The organism is Cupriavidus sp. UME77, from assembly GCF_014170355.1.
Lineage (GTDB): Bacteria > Pseudomonadota > Gammaproteobacteria > Burkholderiales > Burkholderiaceae > Cupriavidus > Cupriavidus basilensis.
The window spans coordinates 149,768-167,752 of sequence record NZ_LZZU01000055.1 but is presented as its reverse complement, the minus strand read 5'-3'; the positions used below and the strand labels follow the sequence as shown (position 1 = coordinate 167,752).

At 65.1% G+C, this 17,985-nt stretch carries 14 protein-coding genes; 9 read left to right on the top strand and 5 right to left on the bottom strand.

The window, feature by feature from the left end; genetic code table 11:
• Positions 1–216 precede the first annotated feature (216 nt).
• Positions 217–1,053 (top strand): carboxylating nicotinate-nucleotide diphosphorylase, encoded by an 837-nt coding sequence (nadC, locus tag A9975_RS22755; RefSeq protein ID WP_183034776.1) that lies wholly within the window; start codon positions 217–219, stop codon positions 1,051–1,053.
• Between the two features lie 148 nt (positions 1,054–1,201).
• Here the strand turns inward: nadC and A9975_RS22750 are convergent, their stop codons facing one another.
• A complete protein-coding gene (locus A9975_RS22750) occupies positions 1,202–1,747 on the bottom strand; it encodes a MarR family winged helix-turn-helix transcriptional regulator (protein ID WP_174426145.1) in 546 nt (181 codons plus the stop codon).
• A 559-nt stretch (positions 1,748–2,306) separates the two neighbouring features.
• On the opposite strand from A9975_RS22750, the gene phnN reads away from it, so the two are divergent.
• The 3 genes from phnN to A9975_RS22735 all read left to right on the top strand — a co-directional run bounded on the left by phnN (position 2,307) and on the right by A9975_RS22735 (position 6,750).
• Positions 2,307–4,346: a phosphonate metabolism protein/1,5-bisphosphokinase (PRPP-forming) PhnN gene (gene phnN / locus A9975_RS22745; protein WP_370565301.1), complete on the top strand. Its 2,040-nt coding sequence runs from the start codon at positions 2,307–2,309 to the stop codon at positions 4,344–4,346.
• 70 nt (positions 4,347–4,416) lie between these two features.
• Positions 4,417–5,409 (top strand): tripartite tricarboxylate transporter substrate binding protein, encoded by a 993-nt coding sequence (locus A9975_RS22740; protein WP_150986466.1) that lies wholly within the window; start codon positions 4,417–4,419, stop codon positions 5,407–5,409.
• A gap of 207 nt (positions 5,410–5,616) precedes the next feature.
• Positions 5,617–6,750 carry a porin gene (locus A9975_RS22735; protein ID WP_370565267.1) on the top strand — a complete coding sequence of 378 codons (1,134 nt, stop codon included), beginning with the start codon at positions 5,617–5,619 and terminating at the stop codon, positions 6,748–6,750.
• A 226-nt stretch (positions 6,751–6,976) separates the two neighbouring features.
• Here the strand turns inward: A9975_RS22735 and A9975_RS22730 are convergent, their stop codons facing one another.
• Positions 6,977–7,867, bottom strand: coding sequence for an NAD(P)-dependent oxidoreductase (locus tag A9975_RS22730; RefSeq protein WP_183034774.1), 891 nt, complete (start codon positions 7,865–7,867; stop codon positions 6,977–6,979).
• Between the two features lie 601 nt (positions 7,868–8,468).
• Between A9975_RS22730 and A9975_RS22725 the strand changes: the two genes are divergently transcribed.
• The 3 genes from A9975_RS22725 to A9975_RS22715 are packed head-to-tail and all read left to right on the top strand — an operon-like array spanning position 8,469 to position 11,004.
• Positions 8,469–8,774, top strand: a complete 306-nt coding sequence (locus A9975_RS22725) for a FeoA family protein (protein WP_174426149.1) — start codon at positions 8,469–8,471, stop codon at positions 8,772–8,774.
• A 19-nt stretch (positions 8,775–8,793) separates the two neighbouring features.
• Entirely contained in the window at positions 8,794–10,665 is a 1,872-nt protein-coding gene (feoB, locus tag A9975_RS22720; protein ID WP_183034773.1) for a ferrous iron transport protein B, read from the top strand.
• An 18-nt stretch (positions 10,666–10,683) separates the two neighbouring features.
• Positions 10,684–11,004 (top strand): DUF6587 family protein, encoded by a 321-nt coding sequence (locus tag A9975_RS22715; RefSeq protein WP_183034772.1) that lies wholly within the window; start codon positions 10,684–10,686, stop codon positions 11,002–11,004.
• 226 nt (positions 11,005–11,230) lie between these two features.
• Here the strand turns inward: A9975_RS22715 and A9975_RS22710 are convergent, their stop codons facing one another.
• Entirely contained in the window at positions 11,231–12,592 is a 1,362-nt protein-coding gene (locus A9975_RS22710) for a hypothetical protein (protein ID WP_183034771.1), read from the bottom strand.
• A gap of 763 nt (positions 12,593–13,355) precedes the next feature.
• On the opposite strand from A9975_RS22710, the gene leuA reads away from it, so the two are divergent.
• Together leuA and A9975_RS22700 are read left to right on the top strand one after the other, a co-directional pair.
• Entirely contained in the window at positions 13,356–15,053 is a 1,698-nt protein-coding gene (gene leuA / locus A9975_RS22705; RefSeq protein ID WP_183034838.1) for a 2-isopropylmalate synthase, read from the top strand.
• 357 nt (positions 15,054–15,410) lie between these two features.
• Positions 15,411–16,055, top strand: coding sequence for an OmpW family protein (locus A9975_RS22700; RefSeq protein ID WP_150986460.1), 645 nt, complete (start codon positions 15,411–15,413; stop codon positions 16,053–16,055).
• 52 nt (positions 16,056–16,107) lie between these two features.
• Here the strand turns inward: A9975_RS22700 and A9975_RS22695 are convergent, their stop codons facing one another.
• Both A9975_RS22695 and A9975_RS22690 read right to left on the bottom strand, forming a co-directional pair.
• On the bottom strand, positions 16,108–16,803 hold the full coding sequence (locus A9975_RS22695) for an HD-GYP domain-containing protein (RefSeq protein ID WP_183034770.1): 696 nt from the start codon (positions 16,801–16,803) through the stop codon (positions 16,108–16,110).
• Between the two features lie 99 nt (positions 16,804–16,902).
• Positions 16,903–17,883 carry a tripartite tricarboxylate transporter substrate binding protein gene (locus A9975_RS22690; RefSeq protein WP_183034769.1) on the bottom strand — a complete coding sequence of 327 codons (981 nt, stop codon included), beginning with the start codon at positions 17,881–17,883 and terminating at the stop codon, positions 16,903–16,905.
• Positions 17,884–17,985 lie beyond the last annotated feature (102 nt).

Below are 17,985 nucleotides of genomic sequence, written 5' to 3'. Positions count from 1 at the left end.
GCCGGGGCCTGGCCCGGCCGTGCGTCGACAAGCATTCTATGACAGGCCGGGACATCGCGCGTCGCCGCGAAATTATTCTTAGATGTCGAACATTACTTGACAAGGCCACGGCAAATGCTAGGATTGCCATACGTACTTCGATATCTAAGTATTTTTTGCATTCACATCAAGACCGCGACACCAACCCACCGGACCCCCGGAACCCTGGAGCCAAGCATGTACGACCCATTTGCAACCGACAAGCTGATTGACCTGTGGCTGACCGAAGACATCGGCGCCTGCGACCTGACGGTCCACACCATGATCGAGAAGGGCGAGACGGGTTCGTTCTATATGAATGCACGCGAGCCGATGCTGATCGCCGGTGTGGATGTGGCCGCCCGCGTGTTCTCCCGCTACGATCCGTCACTGCATGTGGATGTGCGCGTGAGCGATGGCGACAAGGTCGCCAAGGGCGCCATCCTGATCGCCGTGAGCGGCTCCGCGCGCAGCGTGCTGACCGCCGAGCGCACGGCGCTGAACATCATGCAAAGGCTGTGCGGCGTCGCCAACCATACCGCCTGCTACGTGGAGGCAATTGCCGGCACCAAGGCGCGCCTGATCGACAGCCGCAAGACCACGCCGGGGCTGCGCGTGCTGGAGAAGCACGCGGTAACCTGCGGTGGCGGCCTGAATCACCGGTTGGGCCTCGATAACGGCGTGATGATCAAGGACAACCATATCGCCGTGTGCGGCAGCATTGCCGCCGCCGTGGAGCGCGCGCGCCGGCAACTGCCCGTGCTGACCAAGCTGGAAGTGGAGTGCGACCGGCTGGACCAGGTGCATGAAGCCCTGAAGGCGGGCGTCGACGTGATCATGCTGGACAACATGTCCGTGCCCGACATGCGCGAAGCCGTTGCCATCGTCAATGGGCGCACCAAGGTGGAGGCGTCCGGCGGCATCAACCTGGAGACCATCCGCCCCATCGCCGAGACCGGCGTCGACTACATCTCCACCAGCAAGATCACCCAGTCCGCGCCGGCCGTGGATATCGGGCTGGACGATGCGGTGTGAAGACGCGCTGTGAACAGGCGGTGTAAAGATACCGTGTGAGAAATACCGTGTGAGCGGGAGTCACTCCTTCCCGCCACTTTGACGCGCGCCTGGCTGCTGCCTGGCGCGCTTTTTTCATGCCGCGCTCGCCGCCAGTGACGGCGCTGGCTCAAAGATCCGCCAGCAGCCGCCCCAGCTCGCGCGTCGACGGCACGCGCCGTGCCGTGCCCTGGGCCTCTTCCTCGTCCTTGGCCAGGTTGCGGTTGATGGCAATCAGCACCTTGCGCGCGATCGCGACGTCCTCGGCCGAGACCCCCTCCACGCTGATCTCGTTGACCTCCTCGGCCAGCGGCACCAGCTTGCGCTTGAGGGCGCGTCCCGTCTTGGTCAGGAACACATGGACATTCTTCTTGTTGCCGGGCAGGTGCGTGCGCTCGATATAGCCCAGCGCTTCCAGCGCCTTGACCGCCGCGAACGTGGTCGGCTCCGTGACGCCCGCCAGGTCGCTCAGCTCCCGCTGCGACAAACCGTCGTGATCCCAGAGGATCCGCAGGATGGTCCAGTGCCCATAGGAGACTGTGTGTTCGGCCAGGCGCATCTGCAGGGCGCGGATATAGGCCCGGGCGGCGTCCTTCACCATATGCGCAAGGCGCTCGTTGGCGATGTCGCCTGGCTGGGCGGGCACCTGCGTTTCAGTCAGTTTAGAAGTGGCCATAAGACGGTGTGGGAGTCCTTGTCGGCGCCGGCCATGCCCGCGCCCGATGATGGAAAACATGATAACGCGTTAGCAAAGCGGCCGTATGATCCGCCACGCCGCTCTCCCGGCGGATATTCGCCAGCTAACCATTTTTCCTCGTCCTGATGTAGTGCTCACTACATCAGTGCGGGCTTGCGCCACGACGATGCAGCAACGCACCTGCAGAGGGATTTCCCTGCTAGACATTACTGGAATCTCCGCCAAAGGCCGTGGATACGGCCCTTCCCGGCCATGGCCTGACTCTTGCATATTCTTAGATGTCGAACTTATCTTGACAAGGTTTCATCTGGTGCTAGCATTGCCTTTGTACTTCGATATCTAAGCATATTGTCTGAGGACGTATGCGGCACGGTCGACGAAATGGGACCAGGAATGGACCAAGAGAAAGAAGAGGATGACCATGAAGAACCCCGAGACCTGGAACGACACATGCACAAGCAGCCTGGAAGCCTCCCGCCATCCGAACCGCGTCGGGCCATCGGCCTTGGCGGCGGTCTCCACCGCGCGGGATAGGCCCGTGCAAGCTGCCGGCACCTTCTTCCTTGTGGTTGGCCCCAGCGGCGCGGGCAAGGACTCGCTGATGGACGGTGCCAGGGCGGCGCTGCTGGCCGATCCGCGCTATGTGTTTGCCAGGCGCGTCATCACGCGGCCAACGGGTTCGCCGGGCGAGGACCACGAGGGTGTGACGCAGGCCGAGTTCTCGGCGCGCGAGGCGGCCAACGCCTTCCTGATCACGTGGGCAGCGCATGGCTTGCGCTATGGGCTGCCCGCCGGCTTGCTGGATGAACTGGAGCGCGGCCGGCACGTCATCGCCAACGGCTCGCGCGGCATTGCTGCCGCGCTGGCTGGCCAGCTGCACAACTTCGTCGTCATCCATGTCACGGCGCCGCTGCAGGTGCTGGCACAGCGCATTGCCGCACGCGGACGCGAATCCGGCGACGCGGTGCTGCGCAGGCTGGAGCGCATGCCCGATCCGATTCCCGCAGGCGTGGCGAGCGTCTGCGTATCGAACGACGCGGCCTTGGCGGTGGGCATCGCGCGCTTCCTGGAAGCGCTGCGCACGACGTCGACAGCACTCAAGGCAAGGCGCATGCCGATTGCCACCGGCGACGCGCACATTGCTTATGTGTCGCCCGCCTTTGCCGCTGGCCAGACCCGCATGGCCGTGCGCTCGGGAACAGCCGAAATCCCCGCGGCCTTGCATGTGGTCGAGAACCCGGCCTTGCTGCAAGACGAAGACATCGGCCTGTCCGATGCCCTCTTCGATCGCCTGGGCGTTGCGCCCGGCAGCATCGTGCGCCTGCGCCGGATTCCCGGCCCTGTCAGCCGCGATGTGCTGCGCAAGAAGCTGCGCGGCGAGGCCTTGAGCGAGGCCGAGTACGAAGCCGTGCTGCGCGATGCGGTGGAGGGCCGTTATACGGAGATCGAGCTGACCGCGTTCCTGGTAGCTGCCTCGCAGCACCTCACCGATGCGGAAGTGGTCAGCGTCGCGCGTGCCCGCACGCGCTTTGCCCCCAGGATCGAATGGAACGAACGCATCGTGGTGGACAAGCACTCGATGGGCGGCGTGCCGGGCAGCCGCATCACGCTGATCGTGGTGCCGATCGTCGCGGCGTTCGGGCTGGCGATGCCCAAAACCTCGTCGCGCGCGATCACCTCCGCAGCCGGCACCGCCGAGGCCATGGAGACGGTGGCGCGGGTGGACCTGGACATCGACGACGTGCGCCGCTGCGTGGAGCAAGCGCGAGCCTGCATTGCCTGGAATGGCCGCCTTAATCACTCGGCTATCGACGATGTGATGAATGCCATTACGCGCCCGCTCGGCCTGGACGCCAACCGGTGGTCGGTGGCATCCATCCTCTCCAAGAAATACACCGCGGGTTCGACCCACGTGATCGTCGACCTGCCCTTCGGCCCGCAGGCGAAGCTCAAGTCGCAAGCCGAAGCACAAGCCCTGGGCGTCTTGTTCGAGGCGGTGGGCGCGGGGCTGGGCATGCAGGTGCGCGCGTTCGCGACGGACGGCAGCAAACCCATCGGGCGCGGCGTGGGCCCGGCACTGGAAGTGCGGGATGTGCTGCAGGTACTCAACGGCGGCCCCGACGCACCCGCGGACCTGCGCGAAAAGGCCCTGTTCTTTGCCGGACAGATTCTTGCGTTCGACCCGGCCGTGGGATCTCCCGCCGAGGGACGGCGGATTGCGGGCGAATTGCTTGCCTGCGGGGCCGCAAGCGCCGCATTCGACCGGATCGTGGCCGCGCAGGGCGCAAGGGCGGCGCCGGATGCACCGGGCAACCATGTCCACACCGTACCGGCCAGCGCAGCGGGCGTCGTCGCGGATATCAACGGCTTTGCCATTGCCGGCATTGCACGCGGCGCCGGCGCGCCACGCCGGCCAGGCGCTGGCGTGGACCTGCTGTGCACGGTGGGGGACCGGCTCGTTGCCGGGCAAGCGCTGTTCAGGATCCACGCCGAGACCGCCGGCGATCTGGAGGCGGGCGTACGGGCCCACGCTTCGGCGGAGCTCTCCGGGCCACCGATTCTTATCCGGCCGGACTAGCAGCGCGTCCGAGCGCGCCGCCTGCACTGCCGCACTGATCTATCATTTCCTTCAACCGATGAGGCAACAAATGACATCCTTATCCGTGGTACGCAGTCTCGCATCGATCTCCTTGCTAGGGGCCACGCTGTTCGGCCTGCCCGCGCAGGCGAGCGCCAATATCGGCGGCGACTTTCCACAAAAGCCGATCCGGCTGGTGGTGACGTTCCCGGCAGGCGGGGGCACCGACACGCTGGCGCGGGTGATCGGCACGGAGGTGGGCCGCAGCCTGGGCCAGCCCGTGGTGGTCGACAACCGGCCGGGCGCCAGCGGCAATATCGGCGCCGAGTATGTCGCCAAGAGCCCGTCGGACGGCTATACCTTGCTGGTGGTCAACAGCAGCTTTGCCATCAACCCCGGTGTGTTCCGCAACCTGCAGTTCGATCCGGGCAAGGACTTCAGCGCCGTGATCTCCGTGGCATCCGTGCCATCCGTCATCGCCGTACCCGTTTCTTCGAAGATCCAGACGTTCAATGACCTGCTTGCGGCCGGGCGCTCGGGCAAGCCGCCGACGTACGCCTCCTGCGGCAACGGCACGCCCCAGCACCTTGCCGGCGAACTCCTCAAGATCTCGGCCAGGATCGACCTGCTGCACGTGCCCTATAAGGGTTGCGCTCCGGCGCTCGCCGACGTGCTGGGCGGCCAGGCCGACGTCAGCATCAACACGCTGAGCAACACGGTGCCTTACCTCAAGGCCAACAAGCTGCGCGCGCTGGCCGTCACCTCCAAAGGCCGGTCGCCGCTGCTGCCCGACGTGGCCTCGGTGAGCGAGCTTGGGGTCAGTGGTTATGACGTCGACCAGTGGTTTGGCATCCTGGCCCCGGCGCATACGCCACCGGACATCGTGCAGAAGCTCAACGCGGCCATTGCCAAGGCCGTCGCCAAGCCGGAGGTCAAGGCCAATCTCGCCCAACTGGGATTTGCTACGGCCAGCAGCACCCCGGCGGAATTCCAGAAAGTGGTGAACACCGATATCGAGCGCTGGAAGAAGCTCGCCGCGCAGATTGGCCTGCGGGTCGACTAAGACCCGCAAAAAGCCAACAAAAACTCACGGAAGCCAACAGAAGCCTGCTAAAGCTCGCCAAGGCCAACTGAGACCCACGGGGCAACGCGCGCCGCCCGCCCCACCCAATCCCATTGCAGCACCGCTACGCCACGGCCATCACGGATCCCGTGCGACCGCTTGCGCCTTGCGTTTGCACCTGGTTTGCACCTGCCGTAAGGAAAAGACATGAAGGAAATGAAGGACATCAAGGCAACGAAAGGCATCTCCCGGCTGACGCCCGTATTCGCGTTCGCCATCGCGGCACTCACGCTGTCCGCCCCCGCCTGGGCGCAGTCCGGCCTGGTGCTCTATGGCGTCGCCGACGTCGGCATCGAATACCTCACCCACGCCGACGCCAGCGGCAACGCCCTCGCCCGGATGGCTTCGGGCAACCTGTCCGGCTCGCGCTGGGGCCTGCGTGGCACGGAAGATCTCGGCGGCGGCACCAGCGCGCTGTTCGTGCTCGAGAGCGGCTTCGATATCGATGCGGGCACGTTGGGCCAGGCCGGCCGGCTATTCGGACGGCAGGCCTATGCCGGGTTGAACTCGCCCTATGGGCGGATCACCGCGGGCCACCAGAACAACCTGCTCTACGACATCCTGATCAACTACGACGCCATGGCCATCGCGCCGCGCTACTCCGCGTTCCTGATGGATAGCTCACTCGCGGGACGCTATGACAACGCCGCCAAGTACGTAGGGAAGTTCGGCGGGCTGACGGCAAGCGCGATGTACGCGTTCGCGCGCGGGACCTCCGTGACCACCGGCGCCACCAGCACCATCACTGGCGAGACCGCCGGCAACGCGCGGAACGACCGCGCCTGGAGCACCGCGCTGGAATACACCACGGGCAACGCCGGGGCCACAATCATCTACGACCAGCAGCAGGGCACCACCGGCCTGCCCGGCCAAAACCCGGCACAGCGCGACCGGCGCATCGCCGTTGCCGGCAGCTATGCGTTCGCTCGCGCCAAGGTGTTCGCGGGCTATCGCTGGCTGAGCGGCGACATTGGCAGCACCCCCACGGTGGCGGCGCGCCGGAACGACCTGTTCTGGCTCGGCGCGAGCTATGCGTTTACGCCGGCGTTGACGTTGAGTGCGTCGGCCTACGTGATGAACGACAAGCGCAGCGCGCAGGATCCCTGGAGCCTCGTCGGCACGCTGGATTACGCGCTGTCCAAGCGCACCGATGGCTACCTGACGCTCGGATACGTCAAGAACAAGGACGGTTCGCGCGTTGGCCTGAACGGCATCCAGGCCAGCATCGGCCCGGGCCTGAACCAGCTTGGCGCGGTGGCGGGCATCCGGCACAAGTTCTAGGCCGGGCGGGCTGCGGCACAGCGAGCAAGGCGCGGCACCCGCACAGGGTGCCGCATGGTCGGGCGCAACCGATTGTTGCCTGACGTGCGCGTTGGGGCGATTGCAGAATCGCCGGCATTGTCGCGCGCCATGCACGCAAGCGCGCACTATGTGAACTACAAACAGTACCGCTTACTGAAGCAATTACACTTCTTACCTGCTCGGAATACCTTGTATCGAAGATGCTTCAGCGCAGTGCTGCATCCTCCGCTGTGGCGAGCTCAATTGCGGTCCAGTCCAGACTTTCACGGCCTTGTGCCAAGCTGGTGAGCAGTCGAGCGTGCAGCAGGTCGGCCAAAGGCATAGGTACAGTCGCCTCCTCGGCGGTATCCCGCACCAGTCGCATATCTTTCATGCCTAGCTCCAGCTTGAATCCTGCCGGTTCATAGGCACGTGCCGCCAGGATACGTCCGTAGTTCTGGTAAATCGCACAAGAAAAAATCGTCTGTCCGAAGAAGCCGGCCAGGGCACTCCGGTCAATGCCGTTCTTCTCTCCGAGAGCGAACGCCTCGGAGAGCGCCTCAATCGCCGCCAGAATCAGGAAGTTCCCCGACAGCTTCACGACATTGGCCGCGCCAGCGTCATCGCCGAAATCAAAGACTCCCTGCCCCAAGGCATCCAGAATTGGCTTGGCTCGCTCTTTGGCTTGCGCCGTTCCCGACTGGCAAATCCACAGTGTCTTGGCCGCTGCAGCCTCGGGGCGTCCAAAGACGGGAGCGGTCAAGAACAGCCCGCCCACCTCGGCGTGCTTCGCGGCCAGCTTCCTTGATGTCTCGGGCGACACAGTACTCATCGATATATGCAGCCCGCCCGTCCCAAGCTTCTTCAAGATACCGTCTTGGCCCAGCGTCACAGCTTCAAGCGCGGCATCGTTAGCCAACATCGTTACAGCGATTCCACCTGGCACAACGGCGTCAGCGGGTGTATCCGAGACAATCGCACCATCTGCTACCAATCCCTCTGCACGCGCTCTTGAACGATTGAAGACATTTACGGCAAAGCCGCTGCTCAGTAGATTGCGGGCCATGGGAGCCCCCATGTTCCCAAGGCCCAAGAACGTCACGTTCATTCCGGACATACAGTTCTCCTGAGTTTGTGGGGTTACTCATGCAGACATTCCGAGCTGCCGGGGCTCGACCCGGGCTGTCGGCAAGTGTCCTACCCTGCCCCAATGAAGGTGTCGCGTGTCCCCGCATCCCACGCCCTTGAATCGTTGGCGGCCCACTTGGACTCGCCGTAGACTAAGCTCTGCTGCTGTTGCTGCCCCAGTCGGCTTGGTGTTGACCGCAGCAGTAGGAGTCGCAGTCGCGCGGCCTAGGGGGTGCCGCAAATGATTGCAAAGTAGCCACAGCCAACAACGCAGCGGCGCAGAATCGAACAGTCTTGCTCATGATAGTTCCCCCTTAGAAAGGGGGGCGGACCTTCTATGGATTCGATTTGGTGGCCCGCCAAGTCCCGTGCGCAGCTTACGGCACACCCCATGGTGAAACCCAAGCCAGCAAATCTTCGGGGGTGAGTTGCGCACTCCTGTGACGCCCACAATGTACTGCAGGCCTTCCACCGCGAAATCAAAACACCCACATGCAAATCGGCTACAATAGGAACGATTTTCATTTACCAACCCTGGTGTGAGTTTGCCGACCGCGTGCCGTGCCTCGCGCCAACGGACTGGAAGCCACATGCGGTTGTCTGAACTTCCGCGGCGCACCGCCGCTGTCATTGTGTCGATCGATGACAATTCTCCTAACGATCCGGTAGCACGCCGCCTGCGAGAACTCGGCTTTGTGCCGGGCGAAGCTGTACAGGTCATCGCGCTGGGACCGTTCGGCATGGATCCCCTTGTCGCCCAGGTGGGCTTTACCCGGTTTGCCTTGCGCCGCGCCGAAGCGGCCCGCATTACCGTGGAAGCGCTAAGCGCCACCGTCTCCAGCATCACACCGGCAGCGCAGCCCGACGCGCCCGCCGCCAAACGCTCCGCTGCCTGACCGGGCACCCGCCAAGAATATGTCTGTCGCCACCCCGACTTCCGCTTCCCAGCGTCCCGCATTGCGCGTTGCGCTGGTGGGCAATCCCAATTGCGGCAAGACCGCACTGTTCAACCGCCTGACCGGCAGCCGCCAGAAGGTGGCCAACTACGCCGGCGTCACCGTCGAGCGCAAGGAAGGCCATTTTGTCTCGCCGGCCGGCCGGCAGGTGCGTGTGCTGGACCTGCCGGGTGCCTATAGCCTGCACGCAGCCAGCCTGGATGAGGCCATCACGCGCGATGTCTGCCTGGGCAAGCGCCCGGGCGAGCCGCGCCCCGACCTGCTGGTGTCGGTGGTGGATGCCACCAACCTTCGCCTGCACCTGCGCTTCGTGCTGGAACTGCGCCGCCTGGGCCTGCCGATGGTGCTGGTGCTCAATATGAGCGATGCCGCGGCCAAGCGCGGCATCCACATCGACCGCGACAAGCTGGCCGCCGCGCTCGGCGTGCCGGTGGTCCAGACGATTGCCGTCAAGCGCGATGGCGCCGCCAGCCTGCTGGCCGCGCTTGACGCGGCCTTGCCGGAAGTGCCGGCTGCCGCCCCCGAGCCGGCATCCGACATGGACGTGCACCAGGAGGTCAAGCGCCTGCTGGATGCTGCTGTAACCATGCCGGCACGTACCGCGGCCTTGGACGACCGGCTCGACCGCATCCTGCTGCATCCGGTGTTCGGCCTGGTGATCCTGGCCGTGCTGCTGTTCCTGATGTTCCAGGCGGTGTTCTCCTGGGCCACCCCGCTGATGGACGGCATCGAGGGCGGCGTGCACTGGTTCGGCGAGATCGTCGGCAGCCATCTGCCCGAGGGCATGCTGCGCAGCCTGCTGGTGGATGGCCTGATCGCGGGCCTGGGTGCCGTCGTCGTGTTCCTGCCGCAGATCCTGATCCTGTTCCTGTTCATCCTGACGCTGGAGGAATCCGGCTACCTGCCTCGCGCCGCCTTCCTGCTAGACCGCCTGATGATGGGCGCCGGCTTGTCCGGCCGCTCCTTTATCCCGCTGCTCTCCAGCTTTGCCTGCGCGATTCCCGGCATCATGGCCACGCGCACCATCCAGGACCCGCGCGACCGCCTCGCGACCATCCTGGTGGCCCCGCTGATGACGTGCTCCGCGCGCCTGCCCGTGTACGCGCTGCTGATCGGCGCCTTCATCCCGGCGCGCACGGTGATGGGGATGTTCAACCTCCAGGGCCTGGTGCTGTTCGTCCTCTATGTGGCGGGCATCGTGAGCGCACTGCTGGTGGCGTACGTGCTGAAGTATTTCCGCCGCGACCGCACCGACCACCCGCTGATGATGGAGCTGCCCTCGTACCGCATCCCCAATGCGCGCGACGTGGCGATCGGCCTGTGGGAGCGTGCCCGCATCTTCCTGTCCCGCGTGGGCAAGGTGATCCTGACGCTGACGGTGCTGCTGTGGTTCCTGGCCACGTTCCCGTCGCCGCCGGACGGCGCCACCGCCCCGGCCATCGACTACAGCTTCGCCGGCATGATCGGCCGGGCGCTTGAGCATGTCTTTGCCCCGATCGGCTTCAACTGGCAGATCTGCATCGCGCTGGTGCCGGGCCTGGCGGCGCGCGAAGTCGCCGTGGGCGCGCTGGCCACCGTCTATGCGCTGTCCGGCAGCGAGGACGCCATGGCCAGCCAGCTGGTGCCGATGATCGCCGCGCAATGGTCGCTGGCCACCGCGCTGTCGCTGCTGGCCTGGTTCGTGTTCGCGCCGCAGTGCATCTCCACGATGGCGGTGATCCGGCGCGAGACTGGCTCCTGGAAGGTGATGGCCGCCTCGACGGCCTACCTGTTCGGGCTCGGCTACATGGCGGCCTTTGCCACGTACCACATCACCCTGATGCTGGGCTGACGCGAGGACATTGCAGCCATGAGCCTCTACCACGCCGTTGAAACCCTGCTGGTGCCGCTGATCGTGCTGGCCTGCACGATCTCCGTGCTGGCCCGCTATGCGCCGCGCACCCGCGAACGGATCAAGGCCGGGCTGGCGGCACGCCTGGGCGGCACCGCTGCCACCGGCTGGCGCCGGCGCGCAGCAGCCTGGCTGGCACCACAGGCCGCGGCCGGTTGCGCGAGCGGCTGCGACAGCGGCGGGTGCAATACCTGCGGCTCCAGCACCACCGGCAGCACGCAGCCAGCGCCGGTCACGCAGGCCAACGAGCAAGTCATCCGCTTCGTGGCCAAGCGCTGATTGGCAGCGCGATCACGCCCCAAAGCCCATCGCTGGCCACGTTTTTGATCCACGCAGAAACGGGTACGCTTTGGGTTCGCCGCGCTGGTTCACAGCGTCTTCGGCACCTCCCCCCTCTTCCCCTTTTCGTCGGCACCTGCGCGCCACGATCTCCATCAACAACGGCGCCCGGCAGGAACACATGCCAGGCGCCGCGTGAAAGCTCAGGCAAAAGCTGGGCGCCGCGTCAACTCACCGTTCCCGGAATCGTGATGGAAACCGGCTGCAGTTCAGGGCCGGCCGTGCAGGTTGCGGTCACTGTGAAATTGCCAAGCGCCAAAGGCGTGACCACGATCTGCGCAGCATTGACGCCACCCGCGAACGCTACGTTGGCGCTGCTGGTCCAGCTCCAGCCCGTGCAGCCAAGATAGGGAACGTCCGCACCGAAGTTCTTGAGCGTGGCGGTGACCGGAATCGGCACGGGCAGCGACAGCAGCAGCTTGAGCGGTTGTGGCCCGTTATAGACCAGCGCCCACTTCGGCTGCTCCGTCACCGTCAGGATGGCCTTGGGCGTGCCCGCTATCTTGCTGCTGGCCGCGCTCACCTGCAGCAGGCTCTGCACGGTGGGCGTGCCGATCACGATGCTGGTGCTCAACGTGGCCTGCCGCGTGGCTGGATCCGCCGCAACGGAAAGCGTCGGCGAGGTGGCGGCGTAGCTCCAGGTGCCGTCGAAGTCCGCGGTGGAATCGTGCGAATCGCTGCGGATCACGCGCGCGTTGAAGACCTGCGGATAGCCGTTGAGCACAGACAGCGCGTTGATGGGCATGCCCCCTTGCGATAGCTCGAGCCGGTAGGTGTAGCCAGTGTTCTTCTGCACCGTCACCAGCATCTGGCCACTGACAGCAATGCCGTTGGGCGCGGTGACCGAGACCGTGACCGTGCCGACCGCGGCGGTGGTATCCGAGCTGTTGACGCCCGTCAGCGATGCGGCATTCTGCGCGGCACTGACCTGCACGTTGCCAATCGAGCTGGCCCAGGCCCAGTCGTGCACGGCCGCGCTGACGTCGTTGCCGTTGCCATCGACCAGCGTCGCCGTGACCGGCTGCACTTGCCCGTCAACCAGCGACAGGACCGGATTCGACAGTGCCAGGTTGTAGCTGACCGCGGTGGGCTGCACGGCCACCGTGGCGGTTTGCGCGGGCAGTTGCGTGGTGCTGTTGTCCGCCGCCTTGACGGTGGCCACCACCTGGATGGTGGCCGTACCCACCGCCACCCCCGTGATGGTGGCGCTGCCGTTTGCGGCCGGCACCACGGTGGCGATGGCGTTGCTGGACGAAGTCCAGGCAAAGGTGCTGGACGACGTTACGTCCGCTCCCTTGCTGTCCACCACAGAGGCCGACATCGAGATGCTGCGGCCCACCCCGACCTGTCCCGAGGTCATCGTGAGCGTCACCGAGTATTTCACCGGGGTGGTATCCGCCGCGGTGCTCGCGGTGGTGGGCGCTGCGGCGCCCGAGCCACCGCCACCGCCGCCGCCGCCGCAGCCCGCCATCAGCAATGCCATGGCGGCGCAGGCCAGCCATGCTGGCCACGACTTCGTGTTTCTCATGATGTCTCCCCGTATGGCGTTAAATCCCGGGCCCCTTGCCGACAAAAGCCGAAGCAGGGCGCCGCTGGCCAGACTCGTAAGGTTGGCGCGGCCGGCCAGGAAAATGGCGGAATTGGACGGTCGCGTGCTATCCAGGCTAGTCACGATGTGCACGCTGCTGTACCAGCCAAACGGCTGAGAGTTCAGCGCTTATGTACGCTGACGCACGCCTGGGCTCAATCACAAGTCCGTGCGGATGGCCAGGCGGAGGTGGCCGGCCATCCGGTTATCCGCCGGGGGCTCGGCGCACTCGTCCTTGACGCCCGTTCGCGTTCTCGACTATTCTTGCCGGATGCCGACTGCCGAAAAGCGGGCTCGGCATGCGTAAGCCGCTTCATCCGCACCGCTTCCAACACACTACGCAATGCACCAAGCCACCTGCTTCCACCGCCGCGCCGCCGATGCCTCCCGCATCGCTGCAGCCTCGCGCGTGCCGGCAGCAGGTTGCGCGCTGGGTACCGCCATTGCGCTAGTTGCACCGGCCCTGTCGGCGCCGCGTCTTTCCTCCTCGCTACTGCTAGACCTACTGATCGGTTGCCGGGCCTAGTGCCTAGTGGCAGTTCGGCAGCCTCGCGCCACCCTTTTTCCGCATTGGCCTTCTGACGCCTTCGCTATCGAGCGTTTCAACGCCCCGGCGATCTTGCGTCCTGCCTTTTGCCTTTTGCGTTTTGCTTTTTTGCTTCTTGTGTCTTGCATCTTCCCGCGAGGAAGGAGAACCGTCATGATGTTGCGCAACCCCGCCACCAAGTACCGCCCCGCCACTACCGTAGATATCGCCGACCGAACCTGGCCCGCCAAGCGCATCACGCGCGCACCGGTCTGGATGAGCACGGATCTGCGCGATGGCAACCAGGCCCTGATCGAGCCGATGAACCCGCAGCGCAAGCTCCGCTTCTTCGAGCAACTGGTCAAGATCGGGCTCAAGCAGATCGAAGTGGCGTTCCCCTCGGCCTCGCAGACCGATTTCGATTTCGTGCGGATGCTGATCGAGGAAGACCGCATCCCGGACGACGTGACCATCGTGGTGCTGACCCAGGCGCGCGAGGACCTGATACAGCGCACCATCGAATCCGTGCGCGGCGCCGCGCGCGCCGTGGTGCACCTCTACAACCCGATCGCCCCCGCGTTTCGCCGCATCGTGTTTGGTGCAAGCCGCGAGGAGGTCAAGGAGATCGCGCTGGCGGGCACCCGCCTGATCAAGGCGCTGACCGACGGCATGCCCGAGACGGCATGGACCTACGAATACTCGCCCGAGACCTTCAGCATGACCGAGCTGGATTTCTCGCTCGAGGTTTGCGATGCGGTATCGGCGATCTGGCAGCCCAGCGCCACGCGCCCGCTCATTCTCAACCTGCCGACCACGGTGGAATGCAGCACACCCAATATCTTCGCCGACCAGATCGAATGGATGCACCGGCATCTTGCACGGCGCGCGGACATCGTACTGTCGGTGCACCCGCACAATGACCGTGGCACCGCAGTGGCAGCCGCCGAGCTTGCCGTGATGGCCGGCGCCGATCGCGTGGAAGGCTGCTTGTTTGGCAATGGCGAGCGCACCGGCAATGTCGACCTGGTGACGCTGGCGCTGAATCTCTACACGCAGGGCGTGGACCCCGGGCTCGATTTTTCCGACATCGATGAAGTGCGCCAGTGCGTGGAAGATTGCAACCAGCTCCCCGTGCACCCGCGCCACCCGTATGTGGGCGACCTCGTCTTCACGGCCTTCTCCGGCTCGCACCAGGATGCGATTCGCAAGGGCTTCGCGCAGCAGCAGGCGGATGCGATCTGGGAGGTGCCATACCTGCCGATCGACCCGGCCGACCTTGGCCGCAGCTACGATGCGGTGATCCGCGTGAACAGCCAGTCCGGCAAGGGCGGTATGGCCTACCTGCTGGAACAGGTGCACGGCATCTATATGCCGCGCCGCCTGCAGATCGAGTTCAGCCGCGCGGTGCAATCGATGACCGACGAGAGCGGGCTCGAAGCCAGCGCCGATGACTTGTATGGATTGTTCAAGCGCGAGTATCTCGAACATGAGGCGCCGCTGCGCTATGTGGGCCACCAGATGGTGTCCGGCAACAACGGCCAGGTGGAGATCGAAGTGACGTTGCTGCGCGATGGCGAAGCGCTGCGCGCGCGCGGCCGGGGCAACGGCCCGATCGATGCGTTCGTCAGCGGCCTCAAAGGCGCGCTGGACATGCCGGTGCGCGTGATGGACTACCACGAGCATGCGCTGTCGTCCGGTGCCAATGCCGCCGCGGCCTGCTATGTGGAAGTGCGGGTAGGAGACTCCGCCACGGGCTTCGGCGCCGGCATCGACGCCAGCATCATCACGGCATCGCTCAAGGCCGTGGTGTCGGGCGTGAACCGTCACCTGCTTGCGGCCAGCCAAGTACGGCGCGAACAAGCCTTGGCCGACTGATACCGCCCGCGCCCGGACTCAAGGCCGCGGCGCAGAAAAACCGGTGTGCCCCGCCCCCACGGGGCACACCCGGAAAGACGCCCTTGCGGGACGCCCACGACATGCTCGTTGCTTGACTGTGTGCACAGCGTAAGGCGGGTGCAAACTTGCCGCCACGAATATTTGCGCATGTCCTTAGAAGCCCGGCCCGGGATTGGAAATGCGAAAGAGCGCGGCGCGGGCCGGGACTGTCGCAACGCGGCGACGCATGCGCATGCGCGCGCCACCCATGCCCATCTTCTTGCTTTCGGTCAAGGTTCGACCGGAAACGCTGCGCCAAACTGTGCGTGAAGTTTCCTAAAACACGAGCCAACCATCATGAAGAAGCACCTGCATACCCGTCTGTGCACCACCGCCATTGCCACCCTTGCCGTGCTCGGCGCCGTTGCCGCAACGCCCGCTGCTGCTGCCGATGAAGCGCAGGGCAACTGGATGGTGCGCCTGCGCAGCACCTATCTCGACATGGCCGGCAAGTCCGACCCGATCGGCGGCGTTGGCGCCTCGGACCGCATCACGGTCAATAACAAATGGATTCCGGAACTCGATGTCACCTACTTCTTCACGCCGCACATCGCCGCCGAGCTGGTGCTGACCGTGCCGCAGAAGCAGAACGTCTACCTGGATGGCAACAAGATCGGCTCCTTCACGCATCTGCCGCCGACGCTGCTGGTGCAATATCACTTCATTCCCAACGGCACCTTCCGCCCATATATCGGCGCCGGCCTGAACTTCACGCGGATCTGGGGCGCCGACATTGCCAACAATTCGCTGTCGCTCGATAGCTGGAGCGTGGCGCCGGCCCTGCAGATCGGCATGGACTACAAGCTCACCAAGAACTGGTTCCTCAATGCCGACGTCAAGAAGGTGTGGCTGTCGAGCGATGTGAAGGCGGCCGGCGTGAAGGTCTCGAACGTGAGTCTGGATCCGTGGCTGTTCAGCATGGGTGTGGGCTACCGCTTCTGACGAATCGCGGTACGTCGCTCCACGGCACAACGATCGGACGGCAGATCCCGCGTCAGGCTCTGGCTTGGCGCGGGATCTGCCGCAATGCGTTGCGATTCAGGCCATAGAAGCGCGCGACCACGGCCATCTCCGAGCCAGCATCCAGCAGCGCTTGCGCCGATTTCCGGCTCCGCAGTATCTGCGGGATGTTGGCGAGGAAAACGCTTGCCACGTCCGGGTCGAAATGCGAGCCGGAACCTGCCGAGACAATCGACAGCGCATCGTCGTCGCTCATGCCGGGACGATAGCAGCGCGACTCCGTCATGGCATCGAACGCATCGGCGATGGCCACGATACGCGCGGCCAGCGGGATCTCCTTGCCGGCCAGGCCGCGTGGATAGCCCGTGCCGTCGAAACGCTCATGGTGATCGTGCGCGACCTGCGACGCCAGGCGCATCAGCGCGTCCGCGCTGCCCGCGAGGATGTTCGCGCCGATCTCTGCATGCCGCTCGATCACCTGCCGCTCTTCGGGGAGCAGCTTGCCAGGCTTAAGCAGTACGGCATCGGGGATGGCGAGCTTGCCCACGTCGTGCGCCGGCGTGACGAGCCGTATGCGCTCGCAGTGCGCCGCATCCAGCCCCACCAGATCGGCAAGGCAGGCGGCGATCGTCGCAGTGCGAACGAGATGGCCCGATGCATGCGGGTAACGCAAGCAGCCAGCGAGCGTCAGGCTGGCCAGCGTAATAACCGCATGGGGATTCGTAGTCATGGTGCTGAAGCTGGGCGAAGCGCGAGATTCTATGCCTGCCGAGGCATATCGCCAATAGCTGATGGCGAACCGCCTTCGTGGCCACGCACTTCGCCTGCCTCAGTCCATGCTGAGATTAGCCTGCTTGACGAGCTTGCCGAAGCGGCCGATCTCTGCCTGGATCTGACTGCGCATCTGCGCTGGCGTGTTGCCCACCGGCTCCGCGCCGATAGCGGCGAACTGCTGCTTGACGTCGTCGCTGGCGAGGCTCCTGGCGATTTCCGCGCTCAGCTTCGCCACGATCTCGGGCGGTGTGCCCGCGGGCGCCATCACGCCGAACCAGGACGCGATGTCAAAGCCGGGCAGGCCCGCTTCGGCCAGCGTTGGCACGTCCGGCAAGGCGGACGAGCGCTTCGCGGTGGCGACCGCCAGCGGCCTCAGTTTGCCGGCCTTGATGTAGGGCAGCGCGGACGAGGTCGTGTCGAACATCATGGACACTTGCCCGCCCATCAGGTCCGTGATGGCGGGCGCGCTGCCCTTGTAGGGGATATGGCCGATATCGGTGCCGGTCTGCGCCTTGAACTGTTCGCCAATCAGATGGTGCGCGGTGCCGTTGCCATTGGAGGCATAAGTCAGCTTGCCGGGATTGGCCTTGGCATAGGCGACCAGTTCCTGCACCGTTTTGGCGGGGAAGCCCGGGCCGACCACCAGCACGTTCGGCACGATGGCGACGACCGATACCGGCGCGAGGTCCTTTTGCACGTCGTACGAGAGCCGTTTGTAGACGCTCGGCGCGATGGTGTGGTGAACCGCGCCCATGAGCAGCGTGTAGCCGTCCGCCGGCGCCTTGGCAACGGCATCCGCCCCGATCGTCGCGCCCGCGCCCGGCCGGTTCTCGATGACCACGGGCTGGCCCAGCGCCACCGTGAGCTTTTGTCCGACGGTGCGGGCCAGGATGTCGGTCGTGCCGCCCGGCGGGAACGGCACGATCAGGCGGATCGGCTTGGCGGGATAGGCCTGCGCGTTGGTTTGTGCGAAGGCGGTACCGGCAGCGAGCGTGAATGCGAGCACGGCTGCCGCAGTCCGGAATGCGGATTGCATGCTTGTCTCCTCTTTGCTTTTCTATTTTTTTATTTCTTCTATTGTGAGCGGCCCGTCCAGGGGCGGGCCGCTTGCGCAGAACATTGTGCCGCCATCGTTCTC

What these genes read in the sequence shown, in the direction of transcription:
- nadC (WP_183034776.1), top strand. Translation starts at nt 217, where the DNA reads ATGTACGACCCATTTGCAACCGACAAGCTGATTGACCTGTGGCTGACC.
- A9975_RS22750 (WP_174426145.1), bottom strand. Translation starts at nt 1,747, where the DNA reads ATGGCCACTTCTAAACTGACTGAAACGCAGGTGCCCGCCCAGCCAGGC.
- A9975_RS22740 (WP_150986466.1), top strand. Translation starts at nt 4,417, where the DNA reads ATGACATCCTTATCCGTGGTACGCAGTCTCGCATCGATCTCCTTGCTA.
- A9975_RS22735 (WP_370565267.1), top strand. Translation starts at nt 5,617, where the DNA reads ATGAAGGAAATGAAGGACATCAAGGCAACGAAAGGCATCTCCCGGCTG.
- A9975_RS22730 (WP_183034774.1), bottom strand. Translation starts at nt 7,867, where the DNA reads ATGTCCGGAATGAACGTGACGTTCTTGGGCCTTGGGAACATGGGGGCT.
- A9975_RS22725 (WP_174426149.1), top strand. Translation starts at nt 8,469, where the DNA reads ATGCGGTTGTCTGAACTTCCGCGGCGCACCGCCGCTGTCATTGTGTCG.
- feoB (WP_183034773.1), top strand. Translation starts at nt 8,794, where the DNA reads ATGTCTGTCGCCACCCCGACTTCCGCTTCCCAGCGTCCCGCATTGCGC.
- A9975_RS22715 (WP_183034772.1), top strand. Translation starts at nt 10,684, where the DNA reads ATGAGCCTCTACCACGCCGTTGAAACCCTGCTGGTGCCGCTGATCGTG.
- A9975_RS22710 (WP_183034771.1), bottom strand. Translation starts at nt 12,592, where the DNA reads ATGAGAAACACGAAGTCGTGGCCAGCATGGCTGGCCTGCGCCGCCATG.
- leuA (WP_183034838.1), top strand. Translation starts at nt 13,356, where the DNA reads ATGTTGCGCAACCCCGCCACCAAGTACCGCCCCGCCACTACCGTAGAT.
- A9975_RS22700 (WP_150986460.1), top strand. Translation starts at nt 15,411, where the DNA reads ATGAAGAAGCACCTGCATACCCGTCTGTGCACCACCGCCATTGCCACC.
- A9975_RS22695 (WP_183034770.1), bottom strand. Translation starts at nt 16,803, where the DNA reads ATGACTACGAATCCCCATGCGGTTATTACGCTGGCCAGCCTGACGCTC.
- A9975_RS22690 (WP_183034769.1), bottom strand. Translation starts at nt 17,883, where the DNA reads ATGCAATCCGCATTCCGGACTGCGGCAGCCGTGCTCGCATTCACGCTC.